Origin of the sequence: Dermacoccus sp. NHGro5 (genome assembly GCF_017565385.1) — a bacterium.
Classification (GTDB): domain Bacteria; phylum Actinomycetota; class Actinomycetes; order Actinomycetales; family Dermatophilaceae; genus Dermacoccus; species Dermacoccus nishinomiyaensis.
Genome location: NZ_JAGEKQ010000008.1, coordinates 15,800 through 37,601 on the forward strand (window position 1 = coordinate 15,800; position 21,802 = coordinate 37,601).

Annotated in this window: 18 protein-coding genes; 6 read left to right on the forward strand and 12 right to left on the reverse strand. The window is 71.0% G+C overall.

Features of this window, described 5'->3' with window-relative positions; all coding sequences use genetic code 11:
- Positions 1–21 precede the first annotated feature (21 nt).
- Complete coding sequence (locus J4Z35_RS04295) at positions 22–981, reverse strand: phytoene/squalene synthase family protein (RefSeq protein WP_208065356.1); 960 nt, start codon at positions 979–981, stop codon at positions 22–24.
- Positions 982–1,308: 327 nt separating this feature from the next.
- On the opposite strand from J4Z35_RS04295, the gene J4Z35_RS04300 reads away from it, so the two are divergent.
- The gene (locus J4Z35_RS04300) at positions 1,309–2,523 is read left to right on the forward strand and encodes a glycosyltransferase (RefSeq protein WP_208065357.1); all 1,215 of its coding nucleotides are present in this window, start codon (positions 1,309–1,311) and stop codon (positions 2,521–2,523) included.
- Between the two features lie 37 nt (positions 2,524–2,560).
- Positions 2,561–4,189 (forward strand): glycosyltransferase family 39 protein, encoded by a 1,629-nt coding sequence (locus J4Z35_RS04305; RefSeq protein WP_208065358.1) that lies wholly within the window; start codon positions 2,561–2,563, stop codon positions 4,187–4,189.
- A 115-nt stretch (positions 4,190–4,304) separates the two neighbouring features.
- Here the strand turns inward: J4Z35_RS04305 and J4Z35_RS04310 are convergent, their stop codons facing one another.
- A complete protein-coding gene (locus J4Z35_RS04310; protein WP_208065359.1) occupies positions 4,305–5,027 on the reverse strand; it encodes a DUF998 domain-containing protein in 723 nt (240 codons plus the stop codon).
- A gap of 236 nt (positions 5,028–5,263) precedes the next feature.
- Here J4Z35_RS04310 and J4Z35_RS04315 point away from each other — a divergent pair, with 236 nt between their 5' ends.
- Both J4Z35_RS04315 and J4Z35_RS04320 read left to right on the forward strand, forming a co-directional pair.
- Positions 5,264–6,679 carry a tryptophan-rich sensory protein gene (locus J4Z35_RS04315; RefSeq protein WP_074046442.1) on the forward strand — a complete coding sequence of 472 codons (1,416 nt, stop codon included), beginning with the start codon at positions 5,264–5,266 and terminating at the stop codon, positions 6,677–6,679.
- Complete coding sequence (locus J4Z35_RS04320) at positions 6,679–7,401, forward strand: CPBP family intramembrane glutamic endopeptidase (protein WP_062256485.1); 723 nt, start codon at positions 6,679–6,681, stop codon at positions 7,399–7,401. Before J4Z35_RS04315 ends, J4Z35_RS04320 begins: the two co-directional genes overlap by 1 nt.
- Before the next feature lie 203 nt (positions 7,402–7,604).
- Here J4Z35_RS04320 and J4Z35_RS04325 read toward each other — a convergent pair whose 3' ends face one another.
- Positions 7,605–8,246, reverse strand: coding sequence for a DUF3253 domain-containing protein (locus tag J4Z35_RS04325; protein ID WP_260852880.1), 642 nt, complete (start codon positions 8,244–8,246; stop codon positions 7,605–7,607).
- 322 nt (positions 8,247–8,568) lie between these two features.
- On the opposite strand from J4Z35_RS04325, the gene J4Z35_RS04330 reads away from it, so the two are divergent.
- Positions 8,569–9,753 carry a glycosyltransferase gene (locus tag J4Z35_RS04330; protein WP_208065360.1) on the forward strand — a complete coding sequence of 395 codons (1,185 nt, stop codon included), beginning with the start codon at positions 8,569–8,571 and terminating at the stop codon, positions 9,751–9,753.
- Positions 9,754–9,961: 208 nt separating this feature from the next.
- Here the strand turns inward: J4Z35_RS04330 and J4Z35_RS04335 are convergent, their stop codons facing one another.
- Positions 9,962–11,011, reverse strand: coding sequence for a GNAT family N-acetyltransferase (locus J4Z35_RS04335; protein WP_208065361.1), 1,050 nt, complete (start codon positions 11,009–11,011; stop codon positions 9,962–9,964).
- A gap of 37 nt (positions 11,012–11,048) precedes the next feature.
- Between J4Z35_RS04335 and J4Z35_RS04340 the strand changes: the two genes are divergently transcribed.
- Positions 11,049–11,771 carry a GNAT family N-acetyltransferase gene (locus J4Z35_RS04340; RefSeq protein ID WP_231729383.1) on the forward strand — a complete coding sequence of 241 codons (723 nt, stop codon included), beginning with the start codon at positions 11,049–11,051 and terminating at the stop codon, positions 11,769–11,771.
- A gap of 191 nt (positions 11,772–11,962) precedes the next feature.
- Here the strand turns inward: J4Z35_RS04340 and J4Z35_RS04345 are convergent, their stop codons facing one another.
- The 8 genes from J4Z35_RS04345 to J4Z35_RS04380 all read right to left on the reverse strand — a co-directional run bounded on the left by J4Z35_RS04345 (position 11,963) and on the right by J4Z35_RS04380 (position 21,798).
- On the reverse strand, positions 11,963–12,835 hold the full coding sequence (locus tag J4Z35_RS04345) for a galactosyltransferase-related protein (RefSeq protein WP_208065362.1): 873 nt from the start codon (positions 12,833–12,835) through the stop codon (positions 11,963–11,965).
- Positions 12,835–14,358 (reverse strand): glycosyltransferase, encoded by a 1,524-nt coding sequence (locus J4Z35_RS04350; protein ID WP_208065363.1) that lies wholly within the window; start codon positions 14,356–14,358, stop codon positions 12,835–12,837. Before J4Z35_RS04350 ends, J4Z35_RS04345 begins: the two co-directional genes overlap by 1 nt.
- On the reverse strand, positions 14,358–15,752 hold the full coding sequence (locus J4Z35_RS04355; protein ID WP_144693625.1) for a glycosyltransferase: 1,395 nt from the start codon (positions 15,750–15,752) through the stop codon (positions 14,358–14,360). The genes J4Z35_RS04350 and J4Z35_RS04355 overlap by 1 nt, the downstream gene beginning before the upstream one ends.
- Positions 15,749–16,552: a glycosyltransferase gene (locus tag J4Z35_RS04360; RefSeq protein ID WP_082740547.1), complete on the reverse strand. Its 804-nt coding sequence runs from the start codon at positions 16,550–16,552 to the stop codon at positions 15,749–15,751. The genes J4Z35_RS04355 and J4Z35_RS04360 overlap by 4 nt, the downstream gene beginning before the upstream one ends.
- Complete coding sequence (locus J4Z35_RS04365) at positions 16,549–17,868, reverse strand: glycosyltransferase (protein WP_144693627.1); 1,320 nt, start codon at positions 17,866–17,868, stop codon at positions 16,549–16,551. The genes J4Z35_RS04360 and J4Z35_RS04365 overlap by 4 nt, the downstream gene beginning before the upstream one ends.
- On the reverse strand, positions 17,865–19,046 hold the full coding sequence (locus J4Z35_RS04370) for a hypothetical protein (protein ID WP_208065364.1): 1,182 nt from the start codon (positions 19,044–19,046) through the stop codon (positions 17,865–17,867). The genes J4Z35_RS04365 and J4Z35_RS04370 overlap by 4 nt, the downstream gene beginning before the upstream one ends.
- An 83-nt stretch (positions 19,047–19,129) precedes the next feature.
- On the reverse strand, positions 19,130–20,101 hold the full coding sequence (locus tag J4Z35_RS04375; protein ID WP_144693631.1) for a WcbI family polysaccharide biosynthesis putative acetyltransferase: 972 nt from the start codon (positions 20,099–20,101) through the stop codon (positions 19,130–19,132).
- On the reverse strand, positions 20,098–21,798 hold the full coding sequence (locus J4Z35_RS04380) for a PIG-L family deacetylase (protein WP_186318483.1): 1,701 nt from the start codon (positions 21,796–21,798) through the stop codon (positions 20,098–20,100). Before J4Z35_RS04380 ends, J4Z35_RS04375 begins: the two co-directional genes overlap by 4 nt.
- Positions 21,799–21,802 lie beyond the last annotated feature (4 nt).

Here is a 21,802-nt window from a genome sequence, read left to right on the forward strand (position 1 = left end):
CCATCGTCGGGTTCACCTCGCTCATGACGCGGATGACGTCACGGCCGGCTCGTTCGCCACGGCCGATGACGAGGGCGCGACCGGCGCCGCAGTTCGGGCGCGTCCGGTGACGACGACGGCTCCCGCGATGGCGCTCTTGCGTGCTGCGGAGACGCGGTGGCGCGTGCTGAACACGTCGTAGTCGGCCGCCTCGATGAGGCACAGGATGCGTGAGTACATCGCGAGCGCCGCGCCCACGCACCGTCGCGACGAGGCCGGCAGGTGCGGCAGACCGGCTTCGGCGTCGTGGAACAGCGCGCGGTTTCGGGCGATCTGCTCGGCCATGAACGCGCGCCACTGCGGGGTGACGCGGCGCAGCCACGGGTCGGCGCCGTGCGCGGCGAGTTCGTCGGCGGGCAGGTAGACGCGACCGCGTTCGAGGTCTTCGCCGACATCGCGCAGGAAGTTCGTCAGCTGGAACGCGAGCCCCAGCGCGCGGGCCGGAGCGAACGCGGCCTCCCGCGAGCGCGGGCGCAGCACAGGCAGCATCATCTCGCCGATGACGGCGGCCGAGCCCTCCATGTACTTGTCGCGCAGCTGAGGCCACGACGCCCACGACGTGCGGACGAGATCGAGCTGCATGGCGCCGAAGAAGCGGTCGTAGCAACCGGAATCGAGGTCGAGACGCCGGGCGGTGTCGACGATGGCGGCGAACAACGGGTCGTCGCTGCGCCCCGCGGCGAGGTCGGCCTGGAAGCGCTGTTCGAACTGCGCGAGACGCTCCCCCGGCGGCAACGATGCGTCGAGGCCGTGCCCGGTGGCCTCCTCGGGCTCGTCGACGATGTCGTCGGCCAGGCGGCACAGGGCGTACAGGCCGTAGACGTCGCGGCGCTGCTGCGGCGGCAGGAACAGCGTCCCCCAGTAGTACGTCGTGCCGTGCATGCGGGTGATGTCGCGCGCCTGGCGGTAGCCATGCGTGAGGAGGGCCTCGGGGTCTGTCACGAGTGCCTCCACGGGTGGCGGGGTGTGAACGTCCATCGGCCGGTCGCAGGTGAGGGGGACCTGCTCGCGGGTCCGAACCATGAGCATAGCCGCCGACGCGCCGATGCGAGCGCCCCGGAGGCGTTGGAAAATCACGGAATTCGACCATGGGGGTTGGCGTTCGCGACCGTGCCGCGGCGACTCTGCGGGCCCGTTCGTGCCGTCGTGGCGGCACTACGATGAGGGCACCCGTCCGGCTATTCGAAGGTGTGCCATGCGATTCCGACGCCCGCGCGAACGCGACGCGAGCACCGAAACCCCGTGCGTTCACCCGTCGGAGCAAGCTGCATGAGGGTCGTCATCGCCGCCGCCGGCAGCCGCGGCGACGCCGTCCCGTTCGGGGTGCTCGCCGCGCGTCTCGTCGCCCGTGGGCACGACGTCACCGTCGTCACCCACGCGTCGCTCGCGCACGTCATGCCTGACGGCCCGCGCGTCGTGACGGTGGCGAGCGATCCGGGTGCCCTCCTCGCCGGCCCGGCGGGCACCGCACTGCGGCGTGGTGATCTGCGCGCGCTCAACCGCACGCGCAACGTGTTCGCCGAGTTCCTGCAGTCGTTCGGGCCGACCACGCGTGAGGCGCTCGCGGGCGCCGACGTCCTCGTCGCCTCCAGCTTCGCCATCGCCGCCGTCGACGAGGCGATGCGCGCCGACGTCCCCGTCGTCCGCGCGCACCTGTGGCCCGAGTTCGACACGCTCGACGGGCCGATGCCGCTGCTGCCGTACGCGTGGACGCTGCCCACCGGTGTGCGGCGTCGCGCGCGTGGAGCGCTGCGGCGCGTCGAACCGTACTTCGCGGGCGTCGACGGCGGATGGGCCGACGGCCGACTCGACCTGCGCGCCGCCCACCCCACGGGCCTGACGACGGCGACTCTTGGCTCGCTGCACGCGTACAGCCCGCTGCTCGCCGAGCCGGTGGACGACTCCCGCACTGTCGTCACGGGGTGGTGGCGCGAGGCGCCGCACGAGGGCTTGTCGGAGCGCACCCGGGCGCTGCTCGCCTCCGGCGACGAGTGGATCGCCGTCGGGTTCGGCTCGATGCACCAGAACTCACCGGGCCGCGTCGTCGACGTCGTCACCGAGGCGTGCCGGAGACTCGGCGTGCGCGCGCTCGTCCATCTCGACGGGGCGCCGCGCGAGGCGGATGGCGTCGTCGTCGGCATCGATGACGAGCCGCACCACGCGCTGTTCGCGCAGGTGCGCGCCGTCGTCCACCACGGCGGGTCGGGGACGACGGGTACCGCGCTCGCCGCGGGCGCGCCCAGCGTCGTCGTCCCACACTTCGCCGACCAGTACCACTGGGCGCACCGCCTCCACACGCTCGACCTCGCACCCGCGCCGCTGCCGCGTCGATTGCTCACCGCGGGGTTGCTGACGCGTCGGCTGCGCGCGGCGATGAGTGCTGGAATGCGCGAGCGTGCAGTGGATCTCGGACGTCAGGTGGCGACCGAGGACGGCGCGGGCGTGGCCGTCCCCGCCCTAGAAGAGTTCGTCGGCGGGGCATGACGTGACGCTGTCCGCGTCGAGTTCATCGAGGTGGCGTGTGTCGGCGCGGTTCGTCGAGGCGCAGCCGTGGTGGCGCCCCGGTGCTCCGGCAGCGCTGGCCGTCATGATCGTGCTGCTCGCGACGGCGTCGCGCCACGGTTTTCACGGCGACGAGCTGTACTTTCGCATGTTGCCGCCCGCGTGGTGGTACGACGATCAGCCGCCGCTCACCGTCTGGCTCGCGCACGCAGCGGCGTCGGTGAGTGACGCGGTGTGGGTGCAACGGCTGCCGGCCGCGCTCGCGGCGGGGGCGGGCGCGCTCGTCGCGGGGCTGTTTCCGCGGCTTCTCGGCGCTGATGTGAGGGTGCAGCGCATCGCCGCGTGGGCGCATGCGTTCACCGTCTATCCGCTGCTCATGGGGCACGTCATGCTGACGGCGAGCCTCGATCTGCTCGGGTGGCAGCTCGTCGTGCTCGGTGTCGTCGCTGCGCTGACGGGGCGTCGCCATGCGCTGACGTGGGCCGGCGCGGCGGCTGGGGTGGCGTGCTGGAACAAGCTGCTCGTCCTCGTGCTCGTCGCGGCGGCCTTCGTCGCGCTCGCCGCGTGCGCCCGGTGGGTGCTGCGCACCCGTGACGCCTGGTGCGGCGCCGCGTTGCTCGTCGCGGTCGGCGGGTTCCAGGTGGGGGCGCAGATCGTTCACGGCGTGCCGATGCTCGACGTCTCGGCCGACCTCGTCGCCCGTCATGGGGCACTCAACCGGTGGCTCGTCGTGCCACTGCTCGTCGTGTTCGTCGGACCGCCGTTCGTGCAGGTCGCGTGGCGGGGGTTGTGGTGGCGCCCGGGAAGTCGTAGGGCCGCCCACCCCGGAGCTGACGACGGCCACGACGGCGGTGGGCGCGTCGAGGCGGGCGGCTGGCGCAGCGGTCCCGCTGACGACGCCCGCGTCAAGGCGTTCGGCGGCGTCACGAACGATCCTTTCTCCACCGACGACGGTCACGCCGGCCGCATCGCCCCGGACCCACCACAACAGCGCACCGGGCCGGTGTTCGCCGTCATGGCCGCGATCGTCCTTGTGTTAGCGCTCGTCTCCCCTGCGCAGCCCTACTACGCGGTCGCGGTGTTCTTTCCGCTTGTCGCGGTCGGTTGGGCGCGGGCGGCTGTGGACGAGGAGCACGTGTGGCGGCGCGCGCCCATCGTCGTGACGGCGAACGCCGTCGTCGCAGCCCTCATCTGCCTACCGATCGTGCCCGCTTCGTCACCGGCGTTCTCCATCGTCTCCGCCCTCGACCCCATGCAGCGCGACCAGACCGACTGGCCGTCACTCGCCGCCCAGATGGCGACAGCCCGTCCGACGGGTGCGGCCATCGTCACCGATTCGTATGCCCTCGCCGGAGCTGCACATCAGTACGGCCCTGCGCTCGGGGTGCCGCGTGCCGACGTCGCCTCGTGGCACAACGCGCTCTGGAGCCTCGGGCCGCCACGCAGCGACGGGGGCACGCACGACGTCCTCGCCGTCGGTGGGGACGAGCACCGCATCCGTGCGGCGTTCACGCGCTGCGACCCCGCTGGGCGGCTCATCGCGCCGCACGACCCGTTCGGCCTCGACGCCACGACGATGCTGCGATGTTCCGACCCGCGAGGAGGATGGGGCGCCGTCTGGCCGACGTTGCGCCGCCTCGGCGGTTGAGGCGCACTCCCCCACTCCTCGTGTGGCGCGGCGCGCGTCCAAGGCCGCGATGTTGCCCACTTCTTGGGGCGCGGGCGCCGTGACACCCGGGCAACATCGAGGGAGGCGGGGTGTGTCAGGGTGCGGTGATGTCGCGCGGGCGTCGCAGCAGGTCGAACGCCACGACGACGAGAGCAACTGCGAGCGCCAGCAGCGAGACGCCCTCCGCCACCCCGCGCGGGATGGGCGCCGGCGCCGGCATGACGTGGTCGAGACTCATGAGCGACGACACGGCACCCAGCGCCCCGAGCACGCGCGTCAGCGTGTGACGGGGCTCGCGCTCGCTCGCGAACCGATCGTGATCCCCTCGTGAGTCGGCCGACCGCACCCCCACCAGCCCATGTGCGAGCAACAGGACGGACGGCGCCGGCAGCGCGAGCACGCCGCCCACCAAGTGCACCCCGATGGCTCCGTCAGCGGGAAAGACCGCGACCCACACGAGTCCGACGCCGAGGCAGACGAGCGCCGCCGTCAGCAATCGTCCGAGTCGATCGCGCGTCAGAACCCCCGCCGTCAGGATGCAGGCTCCTGCGACGCCGACGGCGACGTTGAAGAGGTCGGCGCGCGGCGAGCAGACCCAGAATCCGTGCCAGTCGCGGCAGATCGTGCGTCCGAGGTCGCTGATCATCGCGCGCCGCCAGGAGAACGACGCGCCCCGAGCATGCACCGCCGCGACGTACGCGCCCACGCACAGCACGAGCCCGAGGACGAGCAATGCCGCCGCCGAACGCTCGCGCCGAGCCGAGCGGCGCTCGGCTCGGAGCGGCGGGTACGAGGGCTCGCCCTGAGGTTCGGACACGTCGAGGAGTGTAGGCCGCAGCCGCCCAGCCCCCTCGTGGGCGCCGGCAGGCTGGAATGACGGCGAACCGTTCCCCACGCACCGCGGCGCTCAGGTGCGCCCGCATGAGCGGCGCAGCTGACGCACGCGCTGAGCAACCCCGCTGTGACCGGCGCCGCTGACGCCGACGTCAGGTACGACTATCCTGAAATTCCAACGTGATCCACGCGCATTCCTCGATGAAACGGATGGACTTCATGACCTCTCGCCTCGCCCTCGTCACCGGGGCCACCGGATACGTCGGCGGCCAGGTGGCCGCTGAACTCGTCGAGCGGGGATGGCGCGTGCGCGTGCTCAGCCGCAGCGAGAAGAAGGTGCGTGCGCTGCCGTGGGGCGAGCACGTCGAGGTCGTCGAGGGTGACGCGTCCGAGGCCTCCGACGTCGCGCGCGCCATGCAGGACGTCGACGTCGCCTGGTACCTGCTGCACTCGATGAGCACGTCCGACGACTTCGTCTCCGAGGAGAAGGAGATGGCCTCGACGTTCGCCGACGCCGCCCGCGACGCCGGCGTCTCGCGCATCGTCTACCTCGGTGGCCTGCACCCGGACGACGAGGACGTCGAGCAGTTGTCCGACCACCTGCGCTCGCGCGTCGAGGTGGGCCACGTGCTCATCGACTCCGGCGTTCCGACGGCGGCGCTGCAGGCGGGCGTCGTCATCGGTGACGAGTCGTCGTCGTTCATCATGCTGCGCAACCTCAGCGAGCGCCTGCCCGGCGCGATCGCGCCGAAGTGGATCAAGAACCGCATCCAGCCGATCGCCGTCGCCGACGCCGTGCACTATCTCGTCGGTGCCGCCGACCTGCCCGCCGACGTCAGCCGCACCTTCGACATCGGCGGCCCCGAACCGATGCCGTACGGCGACATGATGAAGCGCTACGCGAAGGCGACGAAGCGCTGGCTGCCGCGCATCGTGGGCACCGCGCCGGTGACGACGGCCGGACTCGCCGGGCACTGGATCGGCCTCGTGACGCCCGTCTCCAGCAGCCTGGCGGCGCCGCTCATCGGCAGCCTGCAGCACGACACCGTCGTCCACGAACGCGACCTCGACGACCTCGTCGGCGCACCTCCGGGCGGTCACACGACGTTCGAGGATGCCGTGCGCGCGGCCGTGAAGGACCTCGACACCACGCGCTGGGTACGCACGCTCGGGCTGACGTCCGCCGCCGTCGCCGCGACCGCCGTCGCCGGCTCGCTGCTGACCGACCCGAAGTCGGCGTGGTACCGCACGCTGCGCAAGCCTGCGATCCAGCCGCCGCCCGCCGCGTTCCCGATCGTGTGGAGCGCGCTCTACACCGACCTCGCGCTCATCTCGAGCCTGACGATCGCCGACCTCGCCGAGACGGGCCGCACCAAGGAACAGCGGGCGTACATCGCGGCGCTCGCCGCGAACCTGGCCCTCAACGTCGGCTGGAACGGCACGTTCTTCGCCGCGAAGAAGCTGCGTCCGGCGGTGCTGGAGGCTGCGGTGCTCGCCGCCAGCTCGGCCGACCTCGTGCGCCGCGCGCACAAGGCCTCGCCGGAGAAGGGCGTCGTGCTCGCGCCGTACGCGGCGTGGACGGGGTTCGCCACCGTCCTCAGCGCGGTCATCGCCCGTCGCAACCCGGGACGCTGATGGCGACATCGCACCGCTCACCTCGCCACGTCTTCGGCGCCGCGCTCGCAGGGGCACGCGACGTCGAACTACGTGACGCCGCAACCGATCCCGTGCCCGAGCATCGTCTCGGGGCGACGCGGGTCATCATCGGCGCGACGGGCGTCGCGGCCGCCGTCGCACTGTCGTGGTCGCTCAATCTCGAGCCGGGGCAGGCCCTGTTCTACCCGGCGACGTTCCTCGTCGCCGTCATCTACGGAGCGGGGATCTTCGCGGCCGGCCGGGTCGGCGCGACCAGGCTGCGCTGGCGCGCTGACGGACGCGAACTGCTCGAGGCGTTCGGCATCGGCATCGCGTTGGCGCTGTTGTTCGTCGTCGGCGCGTTTCTCGTGCGCTTCATCCCGGCGCTGCGCGACCCCGTCTCGCACCTGCTCGACCATGCCCGCAAGGGCAGCCTGCCGATCGTCGCACTGACGACGGCCGTCAACGGCATCGCCGAGGAGGTGTTCTACCGAGGCGGGCTCTGGCGCGTGCTGTCGCCGAGGAAGCGCGTGCTGTGGACGACGGTCGCCTACACCGCCGTCACGGCCCTGACCGGCATTCCGCTGCTCGCACTCGCCGCGGCGATGCTCGGCTTCGTCGTCGCCGTCCTGCGTCAGCAGTCGGGCTCGCTCGCGGGGCCGATCGTCACGCACCTGACGTGGTCGATGCTCATGCTGTTCGTCCTGCCGCACGTCGTGTAGTGAGATCGGCCGCCCGACGCCCTTGACGTGGGTGTCCCCCCTCTGCGGTCTACGGTGGATGTCAACCTGTGGTGCCAGGCTGACACTCAGGGCGGCGTCGGGGGACGGTCGCGGCGGATCTCGAGTGATACGCCCGTCGTCAGACTGAGCGTCAGCGATTTTCGCCCGACATCGCGTCGGCAGCGACGCGATGTCGGGGAACATCACGACGTGGGGCGCTCCCCAGCGTCACCACGAATGTCATCGTCAGCGCCACCGTCGGCAAAGATGATCCTGACGGGCCCGCGAGCTGTCTCGTCGACGGCCTTGCCCTTCTGGGTGACGAGCACCTCGCCGGCCGCTCGCATTCGATGCGCCACGGCGCGGACGGCGGGCATGAGGTCGCGCCACCCATCATCGCCGTTCGTCACATCGCTGCCCCCCGTGGTGGTCGACTCGCCTCCGACTTGGGTCGCCGTCTCGTGGCCACTCGCCTGCGAAATACCGTCGCCATGGATGTCAGTGTGCGCGCCGCTGCCGACCACGCGCGCGACGTCGCTGGGGCAGATGCTCTTGCCGGCGCGATGACGCAGCAGCGCGCGGATCGTCGCTTCGATGCGGACGTCGCGTTCGTCGTCGGACGGAGTAGTCCACCATTCGTAGCCCCGCTCGCCGAGAGCGATCTTGGCCTCCTGCACGCGCGGTCGGGCGTGCTCGGCGTCCGTGCGCACGAGGCGACGGGCGGCCATCAGTTCGTCGACGAGTTCTTGCCGCAGCTTCGGCGGGATGCCGGGGTCGGACGCGCGCCAGCGTCGACCGTTCACGACGATGTACCGACCGTCCGGGGTGCGCTCGGGTTCACTCACCCGCCCACTGTGACGGCCCACGCCGCCGCGTGTCCACCGGAGCACGTCCGACATGCCCGAGCCGATGAAGACGGGGCTGCCTCGCGCCGCCTGCCCGGGGCCTGGCTCATGTCGGCGGCACCGTCTGACTGCAGATGCGCGATGCACTTGTCAGGCCGAGGGACGATCGTTGCCCGGATTGGCGTCGAACATGACGCGAATCCGGGCAACGATGATCCGTCAACGGGCGAGCCTGCGGGTAGGGTGACGGCGCCCGCCCTCGGTCGCGTTCACTGTGTCGTGCTCAGTGTCGTAGCCGATGAGATCGCGTCCAGGAGAAGCCATGATTCGTGTCGCGTCGGTTCCGGCCGATCACCCCTACGTCGCGCACCTCTCCCCATCCGGCGAGACACCAGGCGACGGGTGCGACGAGGTGATCCGCCTGCCCGACCCGCCCGTCATCGCTGACGACGGCTCGACGCGCTGGTGGCCGCCGCGCATCCTCGATCCGGCCTGGCTACGCGAGCATGCCGGCGAGTTCGACGTGCTGCACGTCCACTTCGGGTTCGAGTCGTTCAGCCCTGAGCACCTGCGCGAGGTCGTCGACGTGGCGCACGAGCTGGGCAAGGGCGTCGTCGTCACGGTGCACGACCTGCGCAACCCGCACATCAAGGACCCGGCGGCGCAGCTCAGCCGACTCGACGCGCTCGTGCCGGCGGCTGACGCCGTCATCACGCTGACGCAGGGCGCGGCTGATGCGATCCAGGCTCGCTGGGGTCGCGACGCCGTCGTCGTGCGCCACCCGCACATCGTGCCGCTGGACGTCATGGCCGCGCTCCTGCTCGATGACACTTCCTCTCGGACGAACCGCGCCGACGCGCGGTCGAGCTACGACAGCACAGCGGCGCCCGCGCGAAATGATCGTCGGCGAATCGGCTTGCACCTCAAGAGTCTTCGCACGAACGTAGACGCAGCGGGAGCGCTCGACGCGCTCGCCCTCGTCGCCGATGAGCGGCCTGACGTCGAGATCGTCGTGACGATGCACCGCGCCGTGGCGGACCCAACCGATCGCGGTCACGACGCCTGCGTCGTCGAGCGCGCCGAGGCGCTGGCGGCGCGCGGCGCCATCACGCTCGTCCTGCACGAGCCGATGGATGACGCGACGCTGTTCGCGTTCGTCGGCGGCCTCGACGTCAGCGTCATGGCGAACGTCTGGGGCACCCACTCGGGGTGGATCGAGATGTGTCACGACCTCGGCGTGCGCGTCGTGGCACCGAACGTCGGGTTCTACGGCGAACAGCACGCGCCCGTCCTCTACGATCTCGCGGGCCGGGGCGATGAGGCCGAGGACGGTGCGGCCGCGAGTGAGGACGCCACCGTCGACGCTCGCAGGCTTGCCGACACGATCCTGGTCGCCGTCGACCAAGGGCGCGCTGCCCCGGCCGACGTCGCCGCACGCCGCGACGAACGCGATGCCGGAGCACGCGTTCACTCCGAGATCTACCGCGCCAGCATTCCCACTCGTTGAAGCGACGTCGCCCCTGGCGCGTCTGTGAGCGACATACGTCGTGTGCCTGAATGTGCACGAAATTCGCGATTTTCGTCCACCTCTGCGAGCCGCGTCCCGGTCTGCGAATCCTCGTCACATCGGCGATGTCGTGGTCACCACCGCTGCCCCGTCGCCCCCCGCGGACCCTACGACGCCCCAGTCGCGCCGTTGACCCGTCGGCCAATCGTCAGTGCGGCACCGAGCTGTTCTCCGCTGACGCCGTCGTCGGCACGGGCGCCGACGAGTCCGCGCTGTCCTGCGGGCCTCGAGCCCGCTGCGTCTGACGACGTTCCGCGAGATGCTCGCGGGCCTCGAGGGCACGTCGCGCTCCGGGCACGATGTCGCGTTCCCAGGTGCCGAGGTGGGTGACGTCCTCGCCACCGAAGGAACGCTTGAAGGCGCTGAATCCCGCCCAGGGATGGTTCGGCTCGTCCGGTGGTGCGAGGCCGAACAGGTCAGCGGTCCGAATGCCTGCGTCGTGGGCGTCGAGCAGCGCGCGCGTGATGAGGGGCTGGTTCGGACGCAGTTTTCGATGCTCCACGGGCATCGCGGCGTGGGCGAAGAGCCGCTGGGTGGGGCTGTCGTAGACGAGGGTGGCGCACAGCGGGGCGCCGTCCTTCCACGTCGAGTAGAGGGTCGCCGCGTCCACCGGCACCATCGCGGAAGCCACTGCGTGCAGGTAGCTGGCCGAGCGGGCGACGATGTGCTTGTGCCCTGCAGCCTGCGACAGGAACGCGGCGAGGATGGTGACGTCGTCCGGGTTGCGGCTCGTCCGCACCTCCAGGCCCTTCTTCGCGTGGTTGCGGTGAATCGTGCGGATGCTGCCCGTCGCCGCGGCGAGGATGGCGTCCGGGCCGGCAGTCAGGTCGATGAGGCGAGTGTGCTTCGGTTGGTGATCGTGCAGCGCCGGGTGGAATCTGTCTGCCTCGAGCACGTCCCGCCACAGCAGCAGGTCCGACCAGAGGGCCTCGCGTTCGCTGCTGCGCGGCTCGACGCGAACCCACCAGGCTCGCCGTCGACGAGCATGGGCGTGGATGGCGCGCAAGGCGTCGTCGAGTGCGCCCGCGTCACGGCAGATCGGCCCATACGGCACGTACAGGTAGGAGCCGACCGCGCGCTTCTCCTCGACGCACAGTGCCGACCACCCGTCACCCTGCACTGTCGACGTCGGCTTGCCGAGCTTGCGTTGGACCTTGGCCCACGCGTCGGTCTGCAGTGGCGATTCGAGCGAGAACATTCGAGGTTCCGATCATCGGGGCGATAACGCTCAGGCGATGTGCAGCACGGACGAAGACCGCGAGGCAACTTCCCGACCGTATCGCGAGACTCACCCCCTGACCGCGCATCCTGAGCCTTCGGCATGTCATCCAGTTGCCGCTGATCGCCGATGGGGAGAGAGTGAGACCATGCTCCCCGCCGAACTGCCGAACCTGGGGGACGGACGTGTCACCCTTCGCGCTTTCGTGAACGATGACGTGGATCTGGTTCGCAGCGTTGCCCGCGACCCGCTGATTCCCCTCATCACGACCGTCCCCGCGAGCGGTTCCCATGACGACGCGCTGAGTTACATAGCGCGTCAGCACGAGCGACTACGGACCGGCGCCGGGTACTCCTTCGCCATCACCGACCAGCACGATCAGTGCATCGGCAACATCGGCCTGTGGCTCAGCTCCATCCACCAGGGGCGTGCCTCGACGGGGTACTGGCTGGCGCCGGCGTTCCGGGGACGCGGCTACGCGAAGCGCGCACTCGCCATCCTGAGCGGTTGGGCCGAGACGCTCGAAGACGTGGCCCGCCTCGAGCTCTACGTCGAGCCGTGGAATGAGGCGTCATGGCGTTGCGCCGAGGCCTGTGGTTTCGAACGCGAAGGACTGCTGCGTTCCTGGCAGCAGGTGGGCGATTCGCGCAAGGACATGTTCATGTACAGCCGCATCCGCGTCGATGAAAGCGCCCAGGCTGAGGCCTCCCCGCGGAGCGGCGGCGGCGACGGCGCGTAGTCGGCCCGTCCGCGCTCTTCGTCTCGGTGGCGATGCGTCACCCCGCGGTACGAATGTGGACGGGATTCGCAGATGGGGACGTAGATCGCAGGATGGCCCCGGCGCGCCGTGTACAACTGCGATTTTCGTCCACATTCGCGATTCTCGGACAGGCCTGCGAATCCTGTCCACATTCGGGCACACCGCAAGGCTCAATGCGGCGACGCCAGGGACAACGACGTAGGGGTCCACTCGACGAGGCCTTCGTCGGCGAATGCCTGCAACCAGCCCTCCATCGGCCAGGTGCCCCACCGCTCGCGGTAGAGGTTCGCGTTGCGCACGATGTCGACGACGTGATGGCGCGGCGGGTTCGCGCTCGGATGCCACTGATGCAACGCGTGCGCGCCGCCGACCCACGCCATCCGCAGGCCCGCGTCACGGGCCCGCATGCCGAAGTCGGTGTCCTCCGCGCCGTACCCGACGTACCGCTCGTCGAAACCGCCGCACGCGCGCCAGGCGTCGGCATCGAGCGCAAACGCGAGCGACCACAGGAGACGATGGTCGTCGTCGACCTCGACCGCACCCGACGACGGCGCTGGGCGCGCAGCATGCGGAGCGACGAAACGTCTTGCAGCCGCCGGGAATTCACCCTCGAGACGATCGTCCTCCCCCAGATACGTGACGATGCCGTTGAGCACGGCACGCTCGCCGCGAGCATCGAGCTGACGCTGCGCGTCACGCGACGCATCGACGAAACCGGGCAGGGGGACGCAGTCGACATCGAGGAAGACGATGAGTTCCGCGCCATCATCGAGTGCCGCCGTCGCGCCGACGTTGCGGGCCCGCGCGGTCGGCATGCCCAGCGGGTGATCGTCGAGGGGCACGATGCTGACGCTCTCACCCATGACGCCCGCCGCGCGCAGGTCGTCACCCAGATCAGGCATGTCGACGGCGACGATGACGTGTCGTACGTCGGGCGCCACCTCGTCGAGGAACCGTCGCTGATTGACGAGGTGCTCGAGACGCCCCCGCACCGGAGTGACGACCGCGACGGGCAGCGTCCGGCCCGACCCCATGTCGGTCATCACTGCAGCGTCCCATCTCCGAGTGCGGGCGCCTCGGCGCCGGTAGCGGCTGGCCAGCCGGAGCCGCCCTCGACGACTCCACGCGCAGCGCCCCCGGCTTCGCGGACGCCTCGCTCTGCGACACCTGCGCGCGTAGCATCGTCGATGTCGTGCCTGCTCCCACGCACAGTATCTCCCAGATCGTCGGCGTCAGTTCCAGCAGCTAGGTCAGCGACGGCCCCGCGCGCAGCGGCCTCGATGACGTCAGCCGCGCGGTCAACAGCGCCGTCGACGCACCAGCGCGCCCACGCACGTCCTGTCAATCGCTCGTCGTCCCCGGCGAGGAGTTCACGGATGCCGGCAGCGACCTCGTCAGCGGTCGCACCCAGAGTCAGCCTGCGCGCGATGCCGGCGTCGTCAAGAGCACGAGCCATGTCGGCCTGCTCGTCGAACGGACGCTCCTGCGGCACGACGACGGCAGGAACACCGAAGGCAGCGACGTCCGCAAGAGCATTCTGCCCCGCGTGGGTGACGACGACGTCAGCCGTCGCGAGCAGAACCTCGACGGGGTGGTCGGCGTCGGGCGTCCGCCAATGGACCTGCGGCACAGCGCGTTCGACGGCGCCCGGAAGCTCAGCGTCGTCCCAGCCCTCGCCGCCGACGAGGAGCACACCACGCAACCTTGGTATCTCTTGGGCGCCCCGCGATGTCGCGTCCGAGAAGGCCCCTCTCGGCGTGCCCACCGAAAGGCCCTCCGGAACGTTCACCGCGGCACCGTCAGAATCGCTGCCCGCCAAGGCATCTGACGAGGCCCCTCGCCGTGCGCCCAGCGAAGGGCCTCCCACAGCGTCTATTGCTGCACCGCCGGATCCGGCGCCCGGTGCAGTGCTCTGCGAGACGTCCGCCGCGACGCCGCAGCCGCCGGCATCGCGGGAACCGGCCGCCCGCGGGCCTGACGCAACACTTTCCGAGGAGTTCGGGGAGGGACATGCCGACGAACCACCGCCCGCAGTGTTCGGCCCCGCAGCATGACCCGCGAAGCGCGACAGGCCACCGACTTCGACCGTCTTGTCGCGATGGCGTTCGAGGTGCGGCGCGACGTCGAGCCGCGCCGGCCAGGGCGCCAGCACAGCCGCCGCCAGGTCGAACGCCAGCGCATGCGGTGCGTCGTCGCGTCGCCCGGGCTGAGCCACGACGACGACGGGGACGCCGAGCAGCCGCACGAGAGCGGTCACCTCGACAGAGACGTCGACGACGACGACGTCCGGGCGCCCCTGGGTCACCCACGCCGCGATCTGCGCCGAACGCTCGGCGTAGCCACCGCCGAGCGGAGCCCAGTGCAGACGCCCACCCGCATCGGGGTCGACGAACGGTGCATCCGCTTCATCGGCATCCGACCCGAGCGCGACCTGATCCCCGTCGGGTAGTGCGCCGCTGCCGAGATAGGTGATGACGTGCCCGCGCCGCGTCAGTTCGGCGCCGATGACGCCCGCCCGCGTCGCGTGCCCCCGCCCGTGATGGTGCACGTAGTAACCGATGCGCATCACGACATCGCCCCTGTCGCGTCCGGTTGGGCGCCGCCTGAGACGCTGTCGCCCGAAAGGCCCCCCGGGAGCAACGGACGGTCCGCAACGTCGCTGCCCGTGCCGTTCGGCGCGCTCACGCCCGGACGAACCCCGGCTGGAGGCTTCATGTCCTCACGGATGACGAGCCGCCGCGCGTCGGCGTCGCTCGGGAGCGGATCCAGCGGTGTGTGACCTTCGACGGATCGCGCGCCTGATCCAGGCTGCGAACGGCGCGCCGCGTCAGCCGCCTCCGTCAGCACCGCGAGATGCCCGTCGATGCAGGCATCGAGAGAGAAATGGCGGACGGCGCACTCGCGCACCGCCGCGCGCTCGAGAGCGTCGACTTCGGTGACGGCAGAGGCCAGTCGGGCGACCAGCACGTCGTCGGGCGCCGCCATCACGGCTCCTGCCGGGAGCTCAGACGAATCCACGACCGGATTCGTCGACACGTCGACGAGGACACCCATGTCCGGTCGCACCACCTCGACGAGACCACCTCGTGCGAGGGCGATGACAGGCGTCCCGCACATCGCGCCCTCGACGGCGACGAGGCCGAACGGCTCATCCCATGCCGGTGTGACGAACAACGCGTCGCTCCGCCCGACGACCTTCGCCACCTCCTGCGGCCGCAATGCGCCGAGATGCTCGACGTCACCCCCGAGCCGCGGCGCGATCTCCGCCTCGAAGTACGCGGCATCGCTGACCGGCCCGACAAGAGCCAGCCGTCGCCCGGCCATCCGCGCCGCATCGATCGCGAGATGCGGCGCCTTCTCCGGCGTGATCCGACCGACCCAGGCGAGACGGCCGTCGGCAGCACCCGGCCCGAGGACGAAACGCGACTCGTCGACACCGTTCGCCACGACCTGCCGCGTCACCGTCGACCACTGCGCCGCGAGGGCTTTCGACACCGCGACGAACCGCGACGCCGGCGAGGCGAGGGCAGCGCCGAGCTCCATCCACGGAAACGGCGGCGTGTGCAACGTCGTGACGACCGGCGCGTCGTAGGCGCGCGACAGCGACATCGGCAGGTGGTGCAGGCTGTGGTTGGCGACGACGTCGAGCTCACCGGCACGATCCCGGCGCGCCAGTTCGGCGGCCGCGAACGTGAACGCGTGATGGTCGTCGAGAAACGGCTTCTCCGGCAGCTGCGGGTCGAGCGCGGCAACCGCCGAGAACCGCGGCAGCGCCGGGTACGTCACGACCTTGTCGGCCACGTCGGCCGGCGTCCCCTCGGCCGCGAACAGCACGACGTGGTGGCCGCGCCGACGGAACCCGGCGACGAGCGCCGCCGTCAGCGATTCCTGGCCGCCGGCGAACGGCTCGCTCAACGGGTTGCGGTTCGTGGCGAGCACGGCGATGCGCAGCGACGTCATGCGACTCCTCCTCGCAGGTTGGCCAGATACGTCGCGAACCCGCCGACAGCTCGCCCGTCGAGACGGCTCGACGTGACGACGCGCGCGTCATCGGCCGCCCGCACGAGGCGCTCGTCCTCGGCGCGCAGCCGCTCGACGAGGTCTACGTCCTCGTGCAGCGACAGCGGCGCGAACCCGCCGACCCGCAGGTACGCAGAGGCGCGCACACCGAGATTCGCGCCGTGCACGTGAGGATGCCCCTCCCGCAGATGGTGTCGTTCCATCCACTCTGCGCGCCGCGCGCCGGTGAGAGCCGCGTCCGGTTCGACGGTGCCGACGTACGCGTCGGCGCCGGCGTTGGCCGTCGCGATGTGGGCGCTCAGCCAGTGCGGCGGGACGTGCGTGTCGGCGTCGGTCGACGCGAGCCACAGCGCGTCGGCATCGATGCCGTCACGTTCCGCCCATTCGAGCGCGCAGCGCACTCCCGCGGCACGCGCTCGCCCGACGCTCCCCGCCGTGACGACGAGCGGCTCCACGCTGAACTGCCCGCGGTGCGCCGCGGCGCCCGCGAAGGCACGCACGATGGCCTCGCTGTCGTCGGTGCACGTGTCGAGGACGATGCACGCACGTAACGTCATCGCCGGCGCGAGATGAGCAACCTCGACGAGCGCTCGTTCGAGCGCCGTGAGGCAGTGCGCAAGCGCCTGCTCTTCGTCACGCGCAGGCACGATGACGGTGGCGCCGGCGAGAGCAGGGCGAGGCGAACCGTCACGGCTGCGAGTGAGCGCACGTGTCACGCACGGATAGGTGCGCTCGCTCATGACCACCTCCGTCGGCCCCAGGCCTCGAGGTCGAGAGGCCCGTCTGCGGGCACGGTTTCGACGATCGGTGACGCGTCCGCGTGCGATTCGACCGGCCCAGCGGCCCTGTCACTTCTGCGATTTTCGTCCACATTCGTCCGATGACGGGTGCGCGCCGCCGTCACGCCGGCGCCCACCCATGGCGCGCCGTCGCACGCTGCGAGCAGACCCTCGGCATCGCGCAGAACGCACGGCTGCATGACGTCGACGATGAACTCAGCGCGCTGCAGAACCTCGTCGGACGGTTCGCCGGCGCACACGCGAGGGTCATGGGTGAGCACCTCGGGTCGGCGTTCACCACACCAGATCCCGACGTCCGCGAGCGCGAGCCACGACTCGAGGGCGGCATATTCACCGCTCGGTGCCACCGTTCGCGCCGGCCGCCAGAACACGACGACGCGCGGGGCACGCCAGATACCGTGGCGCCCCCGCACGTCTGGCTGTGGAATGCGGGCAGCGAGCGCGAGCTGCTCGCCCTCCTTGAGCTGCGCGAGATCGGCTCGCTCCCCCGCGTCGGGGCCGTCGTGCCAGGCCACCGCGGCCGGCGCGTGACGCAGAGCGACGCCGGTGTTCCAGGCGCGATAGGCGAGATCCCAGTCTTCGCCGCCGTACCCCACGAGGCTTTCGTCGAACCCGTCGAGTCGTTCGAACGCGTCGCGCGTCATGCCCATGACGGCGCTGATGACGAGTCGCCAGTCGCCGTCGCCGGCGTCACGCAGGTCGTTCGTGCGCGTATAGCCGTCGCGCAGCCACTGGGGTGCGGCGAGGACGTCACCGTCGGCCGGCGCCTCGGGATCGGTTGCCGCACACCAGGACACGACGTCATCACCCCGCGCGGCGACGGCACTGAGATCGGCATGCCGACGGGCTCCGACGACGAGGGCGCCGGCGCCCGGCGCCTCGCGCGACGCCTCTCGCAAGGCGTCGACCATCGCGGCACAGTAGCCGGGCGTCGGCACGGTGTCGCCGTCGAGGAAGAGGACGACCGGTGACGACCCGGCGCGCGCGCCGAGATTGCGCACTGCCGCGGCGCGGAAGCCCTCGTTCGCCTGTCGCAGGAGCGTGACGCCGTCGGGGACGCTCGGCGGGGTGGCCGAACCGTCATCCGCGACGACGACGTGGAGGCGCAGCGACGAATCATCCTGCGCCGCCAGGGAATCCAGCACCCATCGCAGACGCTGCGGGTCTTCGAAATGCGTGACGACGACGTCGACGTCGCGTCCGTCACCCACGCTCAGGTCAGCCCCCTGCTCGCCTGCGCGAGCGTTCGCGCTCACCCGACACCACCCAGGGACGTCAGGTGCGCGGCGAGCAGTTCGGTCTGGCGACGCGCGGCGTCCGGCGTCGTGAGCAAGCCGGGATGCGACGGGTTCGTCACGGTCATCATCGGTTCGCTCAGCGCCGACCGGGCGGCATCGACGAAAGCGTCGACCACCCCATCCCGATCACCCGAATCGCTTGCATCTGTACGAGGTTCGACGACCGTCACCGAACCGGGTGCCGCCGTCGACAGTTCGGCGACCCACGGCGTGGCCAGCGTGATCGGCCGGCGACCGGCGGCGATCCATCGGCCGATCGAACCCGACGCGGAGATGTGACGGTAGGCCGCGAGCGGCACGGCGATCGTCGCGATCGCGGCGTCCATCTCGTCCTCGCTCAGGTGCCCGAGAACGCGCAGTTCGATTCCGCGCGCGTTCGCGTCGCGGCGCAAGTCATCGACGAAGTCCTCGTGCCCCTCGACCACCGCGCCGAGCATGACGAGGTTGCGACCCAGCGCCGCGGCAACATCGAGCGCCAACTGCGGATCCTTGCCCGGATGGACGAACCCGAGGACGCCGACGGGCGCGTCATCGCCCAGGGCGAGCACCGCGTCGCCCGCCGCGGTTGCACTCGGTCGTGCATCGACCGGCAACGTGACGACACCGACGCCAGCGACATCGGCGTCGCCGAAACCCCGAGCGGCGCTGTCAGCGTCACCGGCAGGCGCCGCGACGACGTCACCCAGCATCGCGCGCTCGGCCTCGCTGCACACCTGAACAGACGCGGCGGCCGCGACGATGCGCGCATACAGCGCAGCGCGACGTTCGTAGCGCGCCTGCCCCTCGGCGGGCTGCGGAATGTCGTGAAGCGTGACGTGCACGGGCCGCGCGGCGCCCCCGATCGCGCGCACCCCGGCTTCGATCGCCCGGTGGTCGGCGCCGAGCAGCGCGTCGGTGAGGTGAACATGCACGGGCCCCGCATCGTCCGCGAGGTACGCCGCGAGGTCACGCGCGCCGGTCCCCACGTCGAGCATCGACGTGCGGCGCGCACCGGCGAGAGCCGCCCCGTGGCGCGTCACCCCGTGCTCGGGCGGGCCGAGCAGGAGGTGGTCGACGGTTGCAGCCGCATCACCCGATGCAACGTGCGCGCTGCGGGGTTCCTCAGCGGCAGTGCTCGCCGGGCGCGTCGTCGTCATCCTCGTATTGTCATGTGCGACGGGGCTTCTCGTCATCTTGACGTCCGTCGGATGTTCGAACGCATCGCCGCTCGGTGCGGCGCTCACACGTCACCGTCCACGATCTCGAGCAACGTCGCATGTCGACGCACCGCGTCCGCGAGTGCCTGCGGGTGCTCGGCGTACCACGCGGCGTGGGCGGCGACGATCTCGTCCTCGCCCACCGCCTGACCGCGCACCTGCCACACGCGGGCGACGTCGTCATCGCTCATCGGCACCTGCGCGAGCGCGGCGGCGCGCTCGTCCATCGGCGCGACGAGGGCGCCGAGCAGCGACCGGCCAGGGTCGTACTCGCGGGGTGCGCCGAGGTCGAGGGCGGCCGCGATGCGGTCGGCGACCTCGACGAGGACGTCGTTCGTCGGGTGGTTGATGACGTGGACGCTGCGGCGTCCAGGGCGCGTGAGGGCATCACGAATGTCGACGGCGCCGTGCGCCTCGATGCGCCGCGTCAGCTCGGCGAGGGATGCGTCGCGCAGGGCAGCGACGGCGCGCTCGTCGAGCTGCGGCAGGTCGGCGCTCGTCACACGAGCCGCGTGGTCACCCGCTCGGCGGCACGCCGCGATGACGCGCAGATCGTGATACGGCACGATCGGCGGCTCGCCCGCGGGCGTGCGGACGATGACCTGCGCCGGATGCAGCCCCGCCCACCGCATGACGGGCACGATCGTCGACCTGACGTGCGGCGCCGCCGTGAGCAGTTCTTCCGTGCCGACGGGCAGGCCGCGATACCCGGGGGCGACGGGTTGTGTGACGAGGTAGTGGGCCTGCGCGAGGGTGCGATGCAGGTGCGGCACGTCATCGGCGACCAGTTCGTGCGCCGGGACGAGGCGGATCGTGCGGATGCGATCGCCGTACCGACCGTCGAGAAGTACGCGCAGCGACTCCGCCTGGCAGTTGCCGTGGACGACGAGCACCGGGCGGCCGGCAGGGTCGGACGTCGGCACGGGGTCGGCGAGACCGTAGAACTCGCCGTAGTGCAGGTTGCGAGGCGTCGCCTCGACGGCAGGCGTTGTCATGAGGCGCCTCCTTCGACGTCATCTCTGGCACTTTCGCTGCTGACGGCGCCGATGCCGCGCTCGCCGTCAGCCGACGAATGTGGACGAAAATCGCCGGTGTGGACAGGATTCGCCGATGTGGACGGGATTCGCAGGACGGCGCGGGTGTCGCGCGACACGGGGGCCGATGCGGCGGTCGGGGCATCGCCGTTGCTCGGGCGAGCGACCACGATGGCGACGTCGTCGTCTTCGTAACGCGCGAGCGTCGGCCACACGAGGCGCACCTGCTCATCGACGAGACGCCCGTCGAGGGGGATGTCACGCGTCGGGTGCAGCCAGTTCGCCACGACGACGACACCGTCATCGCGCAGCAGTGCGTCGATGCCGGCAAGGGTCGCCAGCAGCGTCGCGCCGTCGAGGAAGTAGCCGATCTCGCTCAGCACGACGGTGTCGAACCGCTGCCCTTCGTCGGCGAGTTCATCGAGCACAGAAGGCAGTTCGGCGTGGCGCCAGTCGACGCCGTCGACGTCACGTCGACGAGCGCGCGCCAGCGCCTGGGCGCTCCCGTCGACCGCGACCACGCCGTCGGCGCGCTCGGCGAGCACCTGCGTCAGGGCGCCCGTGGAGCATCCGAGATCGAGCACGCGCCCGAGATGCTCGTCAGGCAGCATCGCCTCGATGAGGGCACGGCGACGCCGCTCGTACCAGCGCGTCTCGACACCCCACGGGTCGTCGCTGCCCTCGAACATCGCGTCGAAGGATGCCGCCGGCGTGCGTCCGTCATCGGACGAGGCGACGCGGGGCAGCGCGCCATCGGGGTCGAAGAGTGTCTCGACGAGACGTTCGAAGTGGGCGAGGACGCCGGCGTCGAGCATCGCAGGTTCGGCTGCGGGGCGCGCGAACGTCCCGATCTGTGACGAGTACGCCGCGATGGCCGCGCGTTTGCGCTGGAGCGAGGCGACGTCCGGGACAGCGAGAACGCTGCTCTCCCAGACTGTTTCGGCGACCGACGATGGGTCGCCCCAGTGCCACCACCACAACGGATAGCTGACGCACGCCGCCCCGAGCTGCGCCGCGACGTCACGCGCCACGGCTCCGCACGTGTCGTGGTCGATGTGCGCATCGGCCTCCGCCGGGGCGACGACGAGCACCCGTTCAGTTCCCGACCCACGCACCGGCGTCATCGACGGCGTCACCGTCGAGGTCACATCGGTGGCTGCGTCATCGCGGCCGACCGCTCTCGAGGGCGACTGGCCCGACACCGTGGATGCCTCCGCCGCAGTTACCCGCACGACGCGCTCCAGCGCAGCGGCCAGCTCGGCACGGTGGTCAGCGACGCGGCCGTCAGGTAGCGCAAGGCGCTCAACCCGCCCGAGCGCCCCGCCGAGCAGCACACCGAGAGCGTCGTCGAACTCGCGACGACGGACTTCGCGGACGACCTCGAATGTCAATCCCGTTGCCGCAGAGTGCGATCCCTCGCCGTCGGTGACGAGGGCGACGTCTACGGGCAACCCCGCGTCCGCGAGCATCGCCAAGAATGCGCCGACGGCGAGGGTCTCGTCGTCGGGGTGAGCCGCGACGACGACGACGCGGCTGTACCGGGCAGCGAGGGCTTCGACGTCGAGGTGGCCAAGCGACGCCCATGGCGTCCCTCGCAACCACGTGCGTTCGCTCGTGCCGGGCTCCCGCGACGACCACGAGGCCGGCGCGGCGGGCATCCCG

Bases quoted from the DNA above. Each gene is read 5' to 3' on its own strand.
- J4Z35_RS04300 (WP_208065357.1), top strand. From the start codon at position 1,309: ATGAGGGTCGTCATCGCCGCCGCCGGCAGCCGCGGCGACGCCGTCCCG.
- J4Z35_RS04315 (WP_074046442.1), top strand. From the start codon at position 5,264: ATGACCTCTCGCCTCGCCCTCGTCACCGGGGCCACCGGATACGTCGGC.
- J4Z35_RS04320 (WP_062256485.1), top strand. From the start codon at position 6,679: ATGGCGACATCGCACCGCTCACCTCGCCACGTCTTCGGCGCCGCGCTC.
- J4Z35_RS04330 (WP_208065360.1), top strand. From the start codon at position 8,569: ATGATTCGTGTCGCGTCGGTTCCGGCCGATCACCCCTACGTCGCGCAC.
- J4Z35_RS04335 (WP_208065361.1), bottom strand. From the start codon at position 11,011: ATGTTCTCGCTCGAATCGCCACTGCAGACCGACGCGTGGGCCAAGGTC.
- J4Z35_RS04340 (WP_231729383.1), top strand. From the start codon at position 11,049: ATGTGCAGCACGGACGAAGACCGCGAGGCAACTTCCCGACCGTATCGC.
- J4Z35_RS04345 (WP_208065362.1), bottom strand. From the start codon at position 12,835: ATGACCGACATGGGGTCGGGCCGGACGCTGCCCGTCGCGGTCGTCACT.
- J4Z35_RS04350 (WP_208065363.1), bottom strand. From the start codon at position 14,358: ATGCGCATCGGTTACTACGTGCACCATCACGGGCGGGGGCACGCGACG.
- J4Z35_RS04355 (WP_144693625.1), bottom strand. From the start codon at position 15,752: ATGACGTCGCTGCGCATCGCCGTGCTCGCCACGAACCGCAACCCGTTG.
- J4Z35_RS04360 (WP_082740547.1), bottom strand. From the start codon at position 16,552: ATGAGCGAGCGCACCTATCCGTGCGTGACACGTGCGCTCACTCGCAGC.
- J4Z35_RS04370 (WP_208065364.1), bottom strand. From the start codon at position 19,046: ATGACGACGACGCGCCCGGCGAGCACTGCCGCTGAGGAACCCCGCAGC.
- J4Z35_RS04375 (WP_144693631.1), bottom strand. From the start codon at position 20,101: ATGACAACGCCTGCCGTCGAGGCGACGCCTCGCAACCTGCACTACGGC.
- J4Z35_RS04380 (WP_186318483.1), bottom strand. From the start codon at position 21,798: ATGCCCGCCGCGCCGGCCTCGTGGTCGTCGCGGGAGCCCGGCACGAGC.